Below are 13321 nucleotides of genomic sequence, written 5' to 3'. Positions count from 1 at the left end.
TATCGAAAGTAATATTCGTTGTTGCAAAAGGAATAATGAATTGTAAAATGGGAGTAAAAATTTGTGGAGAATTGTAAAATTTATAGAGAAAGTTGATATTTATAGGAGTAAAGAAGGGATTATTTGAATTTACAGAGAATATTACAACAATCCACTTGCTGGAAAGAACAAACCAAAAGAGGTGACTGAAATGCTTGCGATGGGAGTATTATTTGGCATTATTGCTATAATTGGTTTTATGTGGTTATATTATTCGCGTTCGTTTAAACAAGCAGAAGTTTTACTCTTTCAAAAAGGTAGTTTGTTGACAAATCAGTCTAGATATTTAGTATGTCCGAAGTGTGGAAGTGCACAGGCCAGAAGTGGAGGATATCAAGAGTGTTGCAAAATTAGATTATGAAAGAAAGGAAGCCTCACATTATTTTGTGAGGCTTCCTTCCTTACAACTTCATGGCGCTCCAAATTGTCCATCGATCTCTTTCAATAATAGGAGAGACGTTTTGTAATGCGGTCTGTATATGTTGTAGAAGTTGAGAAAGTTCATCATCTGTTAACTCATATAGAATGGATCGACCTGTTCGAGGAGATAAATCTTGTAGCAATGCTTCTACAGAATCATGTATTTTTCGTACTTCCCATTGTGTTTGTGTGGGAAGCACGTGAAGAGAATGTTTTTGTAATTCTTTCTGTATCGTGTTGGTTTTTGGACGTCTTTTTGACTCTATTTCAATGAGTTTTGGAAATATAGAGAAAAAATATCCACGAATGTGTTCGGGACTTCCTGGAACTGTACAATCTTCAATCGTTCGATCTTGTAAAATAAGTACACCGTTTTTATTTAATATACGAGAAGCTTCACATAAAAATGTAGGAATGTCTTGTAAATGATGAATAACTGCACGAGAAATAACTATGTCGAATGTTTCATTAGGGTATGGGATATTATGTGCATCACCGTGGATGAAAGAAATATTTGGAATGTTGCCGCAATTTTCTTTTGCAGCTTGTAATATTTCTTTTGAAAAATCAAGTCCCACAACATTTTTGGCTCCCATAAGAGCAAGTTCTTTCGTATAAATCCCGCCACCGCAGCCAATATCAATTATTTGCTTGTTTTGTATGTCTGTAATGTTTTTTACCATTTCAGCCCAAGAAATATGAGCGTTTCTTGTTGCGTATGTGTATTTATTATTTGGATCATGAAAATTAATGGACATGATAAAGACCTCCTTTCAATGATTAGTATAACTTATTTAATAGGATGTCACGTTTTTGTTTTATGTATGAAGATTATAAGAATTTCTTATCGTAAAAGGAGGATTAATTTGAAAGGGAAATATGTATTGTTGTTATTTGTTATGTTACTAGCAGCTTGTGGTCAAGCTGAGCAAAAAAAAGAAACAAAAAAAGTAGAAGAGACGGTGAATGAAGTGAAAGAAACAATTGGGGTAACCGTTATACAAAAAAAACATAAAGAGAAAAAGTTGCAGGAATCAGAAGCGAAGTTAGTAATAGACATTTTGGATAAAGCTGAGAAACAAGAAATAACCGGAAGCTTCGGTGAACCTGAATATGAAATACAAATTAGTAGAGATGGGAAAAAAGAAACTTATTATGCATGGTTAAGGGGAGAAGATAGACGAGGATGGGTGCAATATAAGAAAGCTATGTATATGTTGAATGAAAAAGATACGGAAAAGCTTTTGGCTATATTTCCAAATGTTTCAGAACAAAAAGAAGATGAGATGCAGGTAGGTCCTTTAACGGAAGTAACAAAAAAAGATTTGCAGATTACTGCGTTTCATATTAAAGCGGGCGATCAAAACGTGAATTATATGGTACGGTATACGATTTCACAATCACTATATAACAAGTTAGTGAAGGAACGAGAGTATTATTTGCAACTCACTTTCCCAGAAAAAGTTCAAAAATTAATTGGAGCAAAAGAGAGTGAAATGATTTTAGGTGAAAAAGTAAAGGAAGGGTATAAGCAATATGAATTGCATGCTACTGTTCCGATAAAAGGTGCTTCAGAATCACAATTAAAATCATTAGAAACATATTACGAAAAGTATGATTTGAAAATATTAAACAGTGAAAAAGAAAAAATAGGCGTGTTTCAAAATATAATTCAAATCGTTAAAGAGTATGGTGAAAAAATGAATTTTCAAAGATAAAGTGAGACTTTAATCGGCAGAGGATGCTCATTTTTCGTTGATTAATAGTCTTTGCCAATTCGGCGTTGATTCCCGCTTAACTTCTTTGTTCCAACTGAATTTTGAGATAAGATCCTTATTGGCTGTAGCTGAATTGAAATTGTATGTAGCCTTTCCTAGGAAATGATAATAGAGAGGGGGGAAGAACACCCTCTCTATTATTTTGCTTTTGCAGATGGCTCATTCATTGATTTTCGTGTAATAAGAAATGAAATCATAAGAGCGGAAAGAATGATAAGAGTGATAAGTAAGTGATTTGGCAACCAATCTAATAATAATACATAGCTCACTGTATAAAAAATAAGAGTTGAAGCTAAAAATGATAAAACACTTATTATGAGAGATTGTAAATTCATTCGTATATACCTCCTTTATTTATATTTTTGGCTAAAAATGGATTAAATAAACATTATTTCTAACAATAGAAAAAAATATGTCATAATAGAGAAAAGAACAAGCTTTGATGAATGAATATGATTCATTAATGAGAGATAAAGGAGAGGAATATGAAAAATAATAAAAAAGGATTATGGGGAATTATTGTTGCGATAGGTCTATTTTTACTGTCTAAGTTAAAGTGGGTATTTGCAATTTTTAAATTAGCAAAGTTTTCAACGGTATTTAGTATGTTTCTATCGCTTGGCGCATACGCAGTTCTATATGGTTGGAAATTTGGAGTGGCGCTCATTTATTTGTTGTTTGTTCATGAAATGGGCCATTTATGGGCTGCGAAAAGAAAGGGGATCCCAACATCGCCAGCAATCTTTATTCCGTTTATGGGGGCCCTTATTGGAATGAAAGAGATGCCGAAAAATGCGAAAGATGAAGCTTACATCGCCTATATGGGGCCGCTTTTCGGACTTCTTTCATTTTTACCAGCGATCCCACTTTATATAATGACGCAAGAGCCGTTTTGGGCGCTTGTTATTTTGCTTGGAAGTATGATTAATTTCTTTAATTTAATTCCTGTTTCGCCGCTAGATGGTGGGCGAATTATTTCAGTTGTCAGTACTAAAATTTGGGGAGCAGGCCTTATTTTATTACTTGGCTATTCAATTTACTTTAAAAGTATTTTGGGAGGATTTATTGTTATTATCGGTTGTATGGAATTATACAGAGTGATAAAGAGAGATGAGCCGATTAAGGAATTAGGGCATAAAATTGATGGAATGAAAGAATATGTTGCTAGGCTTGAAGAGGAATTAAAAGAAACTGGAGCTGTACATCGGACTATATACATGATGCATCATGAGATGAGTGCATTAAGACAAAGTGAACGGGAAAAAGAGTTACAAATAGGTGAACTTCAAAAAATGGAAGTGTTAGAGTATCTTTTACCGAAGTTTGAACCGTTAGATTATGTTCCATATGAAGATGAAATAGATGAGTATACTATTCACATAAGAGAAGCATTTGAAGCGTCAGAAAGAAAATTAAATGAATGGAAAACAGAAAAGGAACAACAAGAAAACTATTATAAAGTGGATACGAAAACGAAATGGACAGTATTTGCTTGTTATATCGGATTAATAGCTATACTTGGTTATACAGCTTATGAAGGTTATATTGTTTTACAGGAGCATTTGCCAAGACGAAATGTGTAGAAAAATATTGTCGAAATGATAGGAAGAATTAATACAGGAATTATATTTCTACGAGAGAATGTTACAAGTATAGTCATACATTGTAATATCTTTAGTAGAGAAGGAGTTCTGTATATGAAGAAATTGTTAAGTGTATTCGGGATTATTATCGTAATGATCATTGCGAGTTATAGTCTTATGAAAGTGCTGTTACATTATGCGAATAAGCCTGCTGAGGTAAATACAATAGCTCAAGTAGAAGATGTGCAAGAAGAGACAAAAGTGCTAGATTTTATTCGAATGACACATGAAAGCTATAATAATTTCTTAAATTACGGTAAAGCAGAGAATTATACAGACGGGGATTGGAAGCAATTTAAGCAATGGTTTCAACAACAAGAACCATCTTTAAAAAATATACATACGGAAATAAAGAATGAAAAAATAAAACGCGATGTAAATAGAAGCTATGAAATTGTAAAAAAAGGTGTGGAACTTCAAAATATTGAGTATGTAGTGTATGCCCACCGTGTATATCATGATTTGGATATTATCGTAAATAAATATAGAGGTGAAACGAATATCTGGGGGTATACGGAGTTTGGTGATGGGAAAGATAGAAAGGTAATTGAACAAGCTATACAAACAAAATAATAAGCTAGCTAGAATTCTAGTTAGCTTATTTTCTTTTGTAAATGCAATGTTCATATATTATTCACAAAAACAACGTGTTAATAGTGATTAAAATCACAATCTGCATTATAAGATTCAGTTAAACTAAAAACAGTTAAGGAAATAGAGGAGTGGGATACAATGTTAAGTGCAAAAACAATTGAAATCGTAAAGTCAACAGTACCATTATTACAAGAAAAAGGCGTTGAAATTACAACGAGATTTTATCAAATTTTATTTTCAGAACATCCGGAGTTATTGAATATTTTTAACCATACGAATCAGAAAAAGGGAAGACAACAACAAGCGTTAGCGAATGCTGTTTATGCAGCTGCAACGTACATTGATAATTTAGAAGCAATTATTCCAGTTGTAAAACAAATTGGTCATAAGCATAGAAGTTTAGGTATTAAAGCTGAGCATTATCCGATTGTAGGTACATGTTTACTACGTGCCATTAAAGAAGTCGCAGGTGCACCTGATGAAGTTTTAAATGCATGGGGAGAAGCATATGGTGTCATTGCGGATGCATTTATTAGCATTGAAGCAGAGATGTATGAAGAAGCTGCACATAAAGAAGGTGGATGGAAAGACTTCCGCAACTTTATGATTGTTAAAAAAGTGAAGGAAAGCGATGTTATTACGTCATTTTATTTGAAACCTGAAGATGGAGGGAAAGTTTCTTCATTCATCCCAGGTCAATATGTAACGGTTCAAATCAATATTGAAGGTGAGACATATACACATAATCGTCAATATAGTTTATCTGATGCACCTGGGAAAGAATATTATCGTATTAGTGTAAAGAAAGAAAAAGGTGTAGATACACCAGACGGTAAAGTGTCTAATTACTTACATGAACATGTAAAAGAAGGAGATGTTTTACCAGTAAGTGCACCAGCGGGAGATTTCGTGTTAAATATGGATTCAACATTACCAGTTGTACTAATTAGTGGTGGAGTAGGGATTACACCGATGATGAGTATGTTAAATACGTTAATTGAACAAGATTCAAAACGTAATGTATATTTTGTTCATGCAGCAATAAATAGTAATACACATGCAATGAAAGAACACGTTAAGGCAGTAGAAAATGAATATGAACAAGTTAAAGCATATACTTGTTATTCTGCACCGACTGAAAAAGATTTAGAAATGAAGAACTTTGATAAAGAAGGTTTCGTTGAAAGTGAATGGTTAAAAACTATTATTCCGACAACTGAAGCAGAATTTTATTTTTGTGGTCCAGTAGCATTTATGAAGCATATAAATGCTGCACTAACTGATTTAGGTGTGAAACAAGAGCATATTCATTATGAATTTTTCGGCCCAGCAACAAGCTTACAATAAGACGAATGAGAATAAACAAAAAAACGAGGTATTTATTTTACCTCGTTTTTTATTTGTTCTCGTAATAAACGGTTAACTGTTTCACGGCGTATGCCTATCAGTTGACCAATTTCAGTTTGTGTTAATATTTCATATATAGGAATGTCACCTAAATATAATGTGAACCATTCTTGTAAACGATGAAGACGTTCTTTCGGAGAGACGGTTGTCAATTGATCAATTCGTTGTTGCATCATTCTTAATTTAGATTGCAATTGCATAGCGATGTTGGCATATGATTCGGGATTTGCTTGAAGTCTCTCATACCATTCACTACTAGTGATCGGTTCAACTTCTGTTTTTATTAAAGCGATAGCTGTACCGTGATATTCTTTCGGTGAAATTAAAGAATGATGAGGTATCGTTTCACCTGGAACGATAATGTTGAATAAAAATGGTGTTCCGTCTTCCTCTAGCCGAACTACTTTTAATAAGCCTGTTTTTATAAAGTATAAAGGACCGTCCTCGCCTTGACGGAATAGTACATCTCCTTTGTGTAGAATCAATGTTAGCCCCCCATTAATATGTTTCTATTTCTTCTATTTTAGCGTATATGTATATAGACAATATGCTATTTCAACAGCAATTTCATTGACGAAATGTATGCTATTACAGTAGTATACTATTTAGTGTGTAATAGTACTAGCAATGAATACGCTGTAGGGGGTTTAGTATATTGTTAGATGCGATGAGAATGACGGATATGAGAATTCCGGCGAATGCTATCATTCATGTAGAAGAGATGAAAGGTGGAGTCGTTTTATCCGTTGAAGTAGACGGCCAAATTATTTATACGATGGCTTATGATGAAGAAACAGATAGTTATGCTGAATTATATGATCGAAATGATAAGAGGGCGTGCCAAGTACATGAAGACTTTATGGGATGGTCACTTCTTCACTAAAAAAGATGTCAATATGACATCTTTTTTTATTAAATCGATAGAATATACAAAGAAATGAAATATAAGGATAAAATTTGTAATAATTGATTTTGCATTGTTAGCACTCTGTAACTGCAAGTGAACTAATTTTTCGCTATCATAAAGATAACAGTCGCAGTTATAGGAGTGGTCAACTTGAAGAAAGTACATATTTCAAATTATATGTTATTATGTGTTTGTTTAATTTTATTTGTTCTCCTCGGAGGATTTTTATATTCATGTGTATAAGAAAAACGCATTCTAAAAAGAATACGTTATAAAAGGGAAATAATGATTAATCTAGTTCCAAGAATAATTAACGTAATACGTAATAAATTAATTACGGCGTTACCACTTAGTTTTGTATTAATGTAAGCCCCGATTTTTCCGCCGATCCATGCACCAGGAATAAGGATTAATGCATAAATCCAGCTGACATTTCCAAGTGAGATGTGAGTTGCAGAACTTACAATTGCTGATAGAAATACGATGAACATTGAAGTTGCTACTGCAATATGTGCTGGGAATGCAAAAAGAAGCATCATTGCTGGAACAAGTAAGGCACCGCCACCAATTCCAAATAACCCAGATATAAACCCAACTATAAAGGCAATAAAGATAGCAAGAAACGGTGGGAATTGGTAGTGTACAGTATTTCCATCATTATCTGTAAAAGAACGCTTAATTACAGACGTATTTGAGAGGGAAAGAGGTTTTAATTTGTCTCGAAGCATAAGTAGAATTGAGACGAATATAAGGAAAACCCCAAAGTATAAAGAAAATGTGTCTTGGTTTAAAAATTTATTTGCCCATGATCCGATAATACCACCAGGGCCGCTTCCGATAAATAAAATAAGTCCACTTTTATAATCTACGCGTTTATGCTTCATATAAGTAAGGGTGGAGGATAGCCCTGTAAAAACGACTGTTACCATAGAAGTCCCTACTGCAAGTTGTGGTGATAAACTGTGTAATCCAATTAATAACGGAACAATAATAATTCCGCCTCCAAGCCCAACTAGGCTGCCGACTGTCCCGGCGATTAGTCCGATGAAAAGTAACATGATGTATTCCAAAATTGCCAACTCCTCTAAATAACTTATCCACCAATTATTATACACGCTTTTTAATGAGAAATAGGCTTGTTCACAAAAAAGTCGTCTTCCTAGAAAAATAAGGAAGACGACTTTTGATTAGAAAACAAAATGTAATAGGTAGTAAAATAGAGCAGCTAAAGAAGCTGAAATAGGAAGTGTAATAACCCATGTAATTAACATACGTTTTGCAGTTCCCCATTTTACCCCTTTCACACGGTGAGAAGCACCAACCCCTAAAATAGAAGAAGAGATAACGTGCGTCGTACTAACCGGTAAGTGAATGAATGTTGCACCGAAAATAACAAGTGATGATGATAAATCGGCAGCTACACCATTTACAGGACGAATTTTCATAATTTGTCCACCGACAGTTTTAATAATTTTCCATCCACCGACAGAAGTACCAAGCCCCATTGCGATAGCACAAGATAATTGTACCCAGAACGGAATATCGCTAGAAGTATGATAGTTATTAGCCATAAGAGCCATCGTAATGATACCCATTGCTTTTTGTGCATCATTCGTACCGTGTGTATAGGCTTGTAATGCTGCAGTGAAAATCTGGAATATACGGAAGTTTTTGTTCGTTTTCGTTAAGTTAAAGTTTTTAAAGACCACTTTAAAAATACTGTATACGATATAACCAATAACGAAAGCGATAATTGGTGAAATGATTAAAGCTTCAAGAATTTTAATGAATCCTTTAAGGTTTAATGAGCTAATACCAGCAGCAGCAATGGCTGCACCTGCGATTGAGCCAATAATTGCATGCGAAGAACTACTTGGGATACCGTAGTACCAAGTAATTAAGTTCCATGCTATCGCCGCAAGTAAAGCAGCTAAAATTACAAGAGAACCATTTTGTAAAGCAAATGGGTCAACGATATCTTTTGTAATCGTTTTTGCTACACCTGTAAATGTCATTGCACCTAAAAAGTTCATAATAGCTGCCATAATAATTGCATGTCTAGGCTTTAGAGCTTTCGTTGAAACAGCCGTTGCAATAGCGTTTGCTGTATCGTGAAATCCATTGATAAAGTCAAAAGCTAAAGCGCAAATGACTACTAAAACGGTCAGTATCAAGAGTGTATCCATGATCAAACTCCTTACGCGTTCTTCATAATAATTGTTTCTAATACGTTTGCAACGCTTTGACAGCTATCAGCTACTTCTTCAAGCTCTTCGTAAATCTCTTTAAATTGAATAATCTTAATCGGATCTTTCTCACGAGAGAATAAGTGCTTAATCGCATGACGACGAATATCATCGCATTGTGATTCGTAATCCTTAATCTTGATTGCGTTCGTACGAATGTCGACTAACTTCTTTTTAGACAGTAGTTCAACAGAATTTGCAATTTCAATTGCACATTGATTAATTGCTTCTACGAATTTAATCATGTATTCATCAGCTTCTGTAATAGAATACATTTCGAACAGACCAGCACTGTGATCTAATCCGTCTAATACATCATCCATACTCATTGCAAGTTGTAGGATGTCCTCACGTTCAATCGGAGTAATAAACGCTTTGTTTAGCTCCATAATGATTTCGTGAATAAATGAGTCACCTTTTGACTCATACTCTTTCATGCGCATAGAAAACTCTTTTAAATCGCTAGCATTTTTAATTTTATACTCCACGAAAAATTGCGCGCCTTCTTTTAAATTTTCGGAAACATTCATTAACATTTCAGAAAATTTATCTTTTTTTGATTTAAAGACCATTATTGTTACCCCCACAAAAGTAATATATGTAAAATATATTGGCTAATCAATTCTAACAAAAAACTGTCGTTTTTTAAAACATTTTATCGAAAAGTTTACAAAAACTTAACATAACTCTCGTTGTTCTATTAATAATATTAATATCCAATAGTGAATATCTTACTTGTAGAATGTCCTTTTCTTGCAAAAAGTATGAATGTAAAAGAAAAGCTTTACACTATAGGAATGACTACGTTATTATAATAAATTTAAAAGGCGGTATATTCTTCCTTTTAAAAAGAAGAGTGTAAATAAATGAAGGAAGTGAACGAATGAAATTGAAGAACACTCATTTTAAAAAAATGCTTGAGTGGTTCAATAAGAGGAAGAAACTTCGTAATTCATTAATTGTATTGGGAAGTGTACTCGTTACTATATTTATTGCTGTAAATATAATAATTTCCATTCAAGACATATCTGAATTAAAACAAGCTGTTCCACAACCGACTTTAATTTATGATGCAAATAATGAGGTCGCAACTAAATTAGCTTCTTCGAAAACAGAAGGCGTTAAAAGAAAAGATATTCCTGATATTATGGTTCAGGCAATTGTTGCAGTAGAAGATAAGGAATTTTTTAACCATCATGGTATTTATTATAGTGGAATTATAAGTGCAGTTTTTAAAAATATTACAGCAGGAGAAGTTGTAGCAGGAGGAAGTACAATTACACAGCAGCTTGCGAAGAATGTATTTCTGACACAAGATCGTACATTTTCTCGTAAAATAAAGGAATACTTTTTAACGAAAAAAATAGAACGTACTTATACAAAAGATGAAATTATTGAAATGTATATGAATCAAATTTATTTTGGGGAAGGTGCTTGGGGGATAAAGAGGGCAGCTAAATCTTATTTTGATAAAGAGGTAAAAGATTTATCAATTTCAGAAGCTGCAACGATCGCGGGCTTAATTAAAGCGCCGTCTGCGTATTCGCCTTATAAAAACTTTAATAAATCAATTGAACGACGTAATGTCGTATTAAGTTTAATGAAGGAACAAGGATATATTTCTGAAGAGCAATACAATAAAGAAAAAGAGTCAGGACTTGTATTAAAACGTGGGGTTGATGATAAATATAAAGGTAAATACTCCCAATATGTAGATTATATAGTTAGGGAAGCGATGGATAAGTATGAATTAACACAAAATGAAATTTTAGCAGGTGGTTATCGTATTTATACTGAGCTGGATCCGAAAAAACAACAAGCTGTAGAAGATGTTGTGAATAATGATAGTTATTTCAAAGATAGTGGCTCAGATCAACTTATGCAAACGGGTGTAGTCCTTATAAATCCCAAAACAGGCGGTGTTCCAGCTTTAGTTGGGGGGAGAGGACCATATCAGTTTTTACAATTTAATCATGCTACGCAATTAAAAAGACAGCCAGGTTCAACATTAAAGCCTCTAGCTGTATATGTACCCGCTTTAGAACAAGGGTATGAGGTATACGATATATTAAAGGATGAACCATTTCATATTAAAGAATATGAACCTAAAAATAGTGATCAGGCTTTTCATGGTAATGTGACAATGTATGAAGCGGTAGCAAAATCGTATAATGTTTCTGCTGTGTGGCTATTAGAACAAATAGGATTAGATAAAGGATTGAAATCTTTAGAGCGATTTGGTATTCCATTAGTACCAGAAGACCGTACGTATCCAATTGCTTTAGGTGGGATGCATGTAGGGACATCACCATTTGTAATGGCCCAAGCATATAGTACATTTGCTAATGATGGGGTTCAAGTAGAGGCTCATGCAATTAGAGAAGTTCAAAATGCTGAAGGGGAAATAATAGGGAAATGGTATAAGAAAGAGACACGAGTGACGAGTGAGAAAATCGCTCAAAAGATGACGTATTTATTAAAAGGTGTTGTAGAAAAGGGAACAGGTGAAAAAGCGAAAGTTAATAATGTTGATACAGCAGGGAAGACAGGGACTACTCAACTTGTAAATGGTCCGAGCGTAGGGGCAAAGGACTCGTGGTTTGTAGGATACACACCAGATTTAGTAGGTGCGATTTGGGTAGGATATGACAAAACAGATAGCGAGCATTATGTTCCGGGTGGTAGCCAAATTACAACGACGATGTTCCGGGATATCATGAAAAAAGCAAATGCAAACCCAGCCCAAAAAGCGTTCCAATTGTCGTTAATATCTGAGGCGGACTATAAAAAACAATTGCAAACAATTGAAGAAGAAAAGCGAAGAAAAGAAGAAGAAAAGAAAAGGCAAGAAGAAGAGCAACAAAGGAAAAAAGAACAGCAAGAGTGGTTTGATAAAGTGAAAGAGTGGATTCCATCATTATGGTAAAAAAAGAGGCGAATTTCATTATTCGCCTCTTTCTCGTGTGAAAAATAAAGTGAGCTCATAATGAGTGAGATAAATGCTACTATTCATTAAGAGTAATGTTCGTACTGCCAAAGGATTGAGAATCGTATGTGACGATTATTGTTCCTTTACTAATCGGTTCGTAAGGTAATTCTTCTTCATAACTACCATTATTTTCATTATGGATAGACAGCGTGATTTCATCAATTCCTTTATTTGTATACTGATCTTTAATCGTTTCAGCAATTTGAAGTAGAGTTTCGTAATTAGAAGCTTTCGTAATAAGCATTCCCTTTATAACTTTTTTTTCATTATTTGTGGAATTGGAATAAGGGATGTCGTTTTGTTTCGTATACAAAAGTTTGTATGGAACTGTTTTTCTCTCTGCTTTTGAAATAGTGGAGTATTTTAGAGTTAAAAAAAATCCTACACATAAAATAATGCATACCATAAGAGCAATCCAAATGCGTATCAGTGACATAACTCTCATTTTTCATCCCTCTTTCATATCTTTGACTTCATTATTTATCATACAAAATGAGGATTAAGATAGAGTAAATTTGAGGTAAAGAAACGTAAAGAAGGAGCACTTATCCTCCCAAATAAGTGCTCCTTTTTATTAAAAGAGAGATTTAATAGACAATCAAAGCAAACCTATTACTTATAAATGTGCTTAGTCCTCCCAAAATATTATCGGAAATTGTGGTTAGTAAATTCGGAAGACAGATAGTGTCGCAGTTGTATCGCCCGTATTAGGAATAGAAATAGTATTTGCTGTAGGTTGTACAGAAATCGTTGTACCCGCTTGTAAAGTAACGATTGTAGAGAAAGAAACAGCACTACCGATAACATTAGTTGAAAAATTACGAGTAGGTGGTTGGCCATTGAATGAAATACCGAATCCAAACGGTGAAGAGCCTGGGAAAGTTGTAGATGCCGAGAAACTAATATCATATACGCCTGTTTCTAAAACTGTTAAAGTATCTGTAGTATCATTAAAATTAATATTATTTATTTCAAAAACTTGATTGAATTGGATATTCATTCCAGGTGATATTGTTTGAGCATTGGAGTTTCCTATTGCAGCTATAGTTACAGGAATCGGAGTACCCGCTGGTCCAGTAGCCCCCGTAGCACCTTGAGCGCCAGTAGCACCAGTAGCGCCTGCTGGCCCTTGAGCACCTTGAGCCCCAGTAGCGCCTGCTGGCCCTTGAACGCCTTGAGCACCTTGAGCCCCAGTAGCGCCTGCTGGCCCTTGAATACCTTGAGCACCTTGAGGTCCAGTAGCCCCAGTAGCGCCTGCTGGCCCTTGAATACCTTGAGCACCTTGAGGTCCAGTAGCA

At 34.4% G+C, this 13321-nt stretch carries 15 protein-coding genes; 7 read left to right on the top strand and 8 right to left on the bottom strand.

Annotated features, from left to right (window positions below; all coding sequences use genetic code 11):
- The first annotated feature begins 190 nt into the window (after window positions 1–190).
- Window positions 191–400, top strand: a complete 210-nt coding sequence (locus IBT51_RS24150) for a hypothetical protein (RefSeq protein WP_000880630.1) — start codon at window positions 191–193, stop codon at window positions 398–400.
- 40 nt (window positions 401–440) lie between these two features.
- On the opposite strand, the gene IBT51_RS24145 is transcribed toward IBT51_RS24150, so the two are convergent.
- Window positions 441–1217, bottom strand: a complete 777-nt coding sequence (locus IBT51_RS24145) for a class I SAM-dependent methyltransferase (RefSeq protein WP_000026288.1) — start codon at window positions 1215–1217, stop codon at window positions 441–443.
- A 108-nt stretch (window positions 1218–1325) separates the two neighbouring features.
- Between IBT51_RS24145 and IBT51_RS24140 the strand changes: the two genes are divergently transcribed.
- A complete protein-coding gene (locus IBT51_RS24140) occupies window positions 1326–2177 on the top strand; it encodes a YhfM domain-containing protein (RefSeq protein WP_053564905.1) in 852 nt (283 codons plus the stop codon).
- Between the two features lie 197 nt (window positions 2178–2374).
- Here the strand turns inward: IBT51_RS24140 and IBT51_RS24135 are convergent, their stop codons facing one another.
- Window positions 2375–2572 (bottom strand): hypothetical protein, encoded by a 198-nt coding sequence (locus tag IBT51_RS24135; RefSeq protein WP_001053359.1) that lies wholly within the window; start codon window positions 2570–2572, stop codon window positions 2375–2377.
- Window positions 2573–2722: 150 nt separating this feature from the next.
- Here IBT51_RS24135 and IBT51_RS24130 point away from each other — a divergent pair, with 150 nt between their 5' ends.
- The 3 genes from IBT51_RS24130 (at window position 2723) to hmpA (ending at window position 5821) form a co-directional block, all read left to right on the top strand.
- Window positions 2723–3820, top strand: coding sequence for a site-2 protease family protein (locus IBT51_RS24130; RefSeq protein WP_200458380.1), 1098 nt, complete (start codon window positions 2723–2725; stop codon window positions 3818–3820).
- A gap of 114 nt (window positions 3821–3934) precedes the next feature.
- On the top strand, window positions 3935–4453 hold the full coding sequence (locus IBT51_RS24125) for a hypothetical protein (RefSeq protein WP_053564903.1): 519 nt from the start codon (window positions 3935–3937) through the stop codon (window positions 4451–4453).
- Window positions 4454–4612: 159 nt separating this feature from the next.
- Window positions 4613–5821: an NO-inducible flavohemoprotein gene (gene hmpA / locus IBT51_RS24120; protein WP_200458379.1), complete on the top strand. Its 1209-nt coding sequence runs from the start codon at window positions 4613–4615 to the stop codon at window positions 5819–5821.
- A gap of 32 nt (window positions 5822–5853) precedes the next feature.
- Here the strand turns inward: hmpA and IBT51_RS24115 are convergent, their stop codons facing one another.
- A complete protein-coding gene (locus IBT51_RS24115; RefSeq protein ID WP_000600585.1) occupies window positions 5854–6366 on the bottom strand; it encodes a Crp/Fnr family transcriptional regulator in 513 nt (170 codons plus the stop codon).
- A 170-nt stretch (window positions 6367–6536) separates the two neighbouring features.
- Between IBT51_RS24115 and IBT51_RS24110 the strand changes: the two genes are divergently transcribed.
- Window positions 6537–6764, top strand: a complete 228-nt coding sequence (locus IBT51_RS24110) for a hypothetical protein (protein ID WP_000883009.1) — start codon at window positions 6537–6539, stop codon at window positions 6762–6764.
- A 293-nt stretch (window positions 6765–7057) separates the two neighbouring features.
- Here IBT51_RS24110 and IBT51_RS24105 read toward each other — a convergent pair whose 3' ends face one another.
- The 3 genes from IBT51_RS24105 to IBT51_RS24095 form a co-directional block, all read right to left on the bottom strand.
- Window positions 7058–7858, bottom strand: a complete 801-nt coding sequence (locus tag IBT51_RS24105; RefSeq protein ID WP_053564902.1) for a sulfite exporter TauE/SafE family protein — start codon at window positions 7856–7858, stop codon at window positions 7058–7060.
- A gap of 117 nt (window positions 7859–7975) precedes the next feature.
- Entirely contained in the window at window positions 7976–8974 is a 999-nt protein-coding gene (locus tag IBT51_RS24100; RefSeq protein ID WP_000380276.1) for an inorganic phosphate transporter, read from the bottom strand.
- An 11-nt stretch (window positions 8975–8985) separates the two neighbouring features.
- On the bottom strand, window positions 8986–9606 hold the full coding sequence (locus tag IBT51_RS24095; RefSeq protein WP_000231445.1) for a DUF47 domain-containing protein: 621 nt from the start codon (window positions 9604–9606) through the stop codon (window positions 8986–8988).
- Window positions 9607–9917: 311 nt separating this feature from the next.
- Between IBT51_RS24095 and IBT51_RS24090 the strand changes: the two genes are divergently transcribed.
- Window positions 9918–11960 (top strand): transglycosylase domain-containing protein, encoded by a 2043-nt coding sequence (locus IBT51_RS24090; protein WP_053564901.1) that lies wholly within the window; start codon window positions 9918–9920, stop codon window positions 11958–11960.
- Window positions 11961–12039: 79 nt separating this feature from the next.
- Here IBT51_RS24090 and IBT51_RS24085 read toward each other — a convergent pair whose 3' ends face one another.
- Window positions 12040–12468 (bottom strand): hypothetical protein, encoded by a 429-nt coding sequence (locus IBT51_RS24085; protein ID WP_053564900.1) that lies wholly within the window; start codon window positions 12466–12468, stop codon window positions 12040–12042.
- A 216-nt stretch (window positions 12469–12684) separates the two neighbouring features.
- Window positions 12685–13321: Gly-Xaa-Xaa repeat protein (locus tag IBT51_RS24080; RefSeq protein ID WP_200458378.1), on the bottom strand; the 637-nt coding region annotated here is incomplete at its 5' end.

The organism is Bacillus sp. S71, assembly GCF_016625265.1.
Lineage (GTDB): Bacteria > Bacillota > Bacilli > Bacillales > Bacillaceae_G > Bacillus_A > Bacillus_A cereus.
Note: the sequence above shows the minus strand (reverse complement) of the source record. Positions and strands in the feature narration are given on the sequence as shown.

Bases quoted from the DNA above. Each gene is read 5' to 3' on its own strand.
- IBT51_RS24100 (WP_000380276.1), bottom strand. From the start codon at position 8,974: ATGGATACACTCTTGATACTGACCGTTTTAGTAGTCATTTGCGCTTTA.
- IBT51_RS24135 (WP_001053359.1), bottom strand. From the start codon at position 2,572: ATGAATTTACAATCTCTCATAATAAGTGTTTTATCATTTTTAGCTTCA.
- IBT51_RS24090 (WP_053564901.1), top strand. From the start codon at position 9,918: ATGAAATTGAAGAACACTCATTTTAAAAAAATGCTTGAGTGGTTCAAT.
- IBT51_RS24130 (WP_200458380.1), top strand. From the start codon at position 2,723: ATGAAAAATAATAAAAAAGGATTATGGGGAATTATTGTTGCGATAGGT.
- IBT51_RS24145 (WP_000026288.1), bottom strand. From the start codon at position 1,217: ATGTCCATTAATTTTCATGATCCAAATAATAAATACACATACGCAACA.
- IBT51_RS24125 (WP_053564903.1), top strand. From the start codon at position 3,935: ATGAAGAAATTGTTAAGTGTATTCGGGATTATTATCGTAATGATCATT.
- IBT51_RS24085 (WP_053564900.1), bottom strand. From the start codon at position 12,468: ATGAGAGTTATGTCACTGATACGCATTTGGATTGCTCTTATGGTATGC.
- IBT51_RS24095 (WP_000231445.1), bottom strand. From the start codon at position 9,606: ATGGTCTTTAAATCAAAAAAAGATAAATTTTCTGAAATGTTAATGAAT.
- IBT51_RS24150 (WP_000880630.1), top strand. From the start codon at position 191: ATGCTTGCGATGGGAGTATTATTTGGCATTATTGCTATAATTGGTTTT.
- hmpA (WP_200458379.1), top strand. From the start codon at position 4,613: ATGTTAAGTGCAAAAACAATTGAAATCGTAAAGTCAACAGTACCATTA.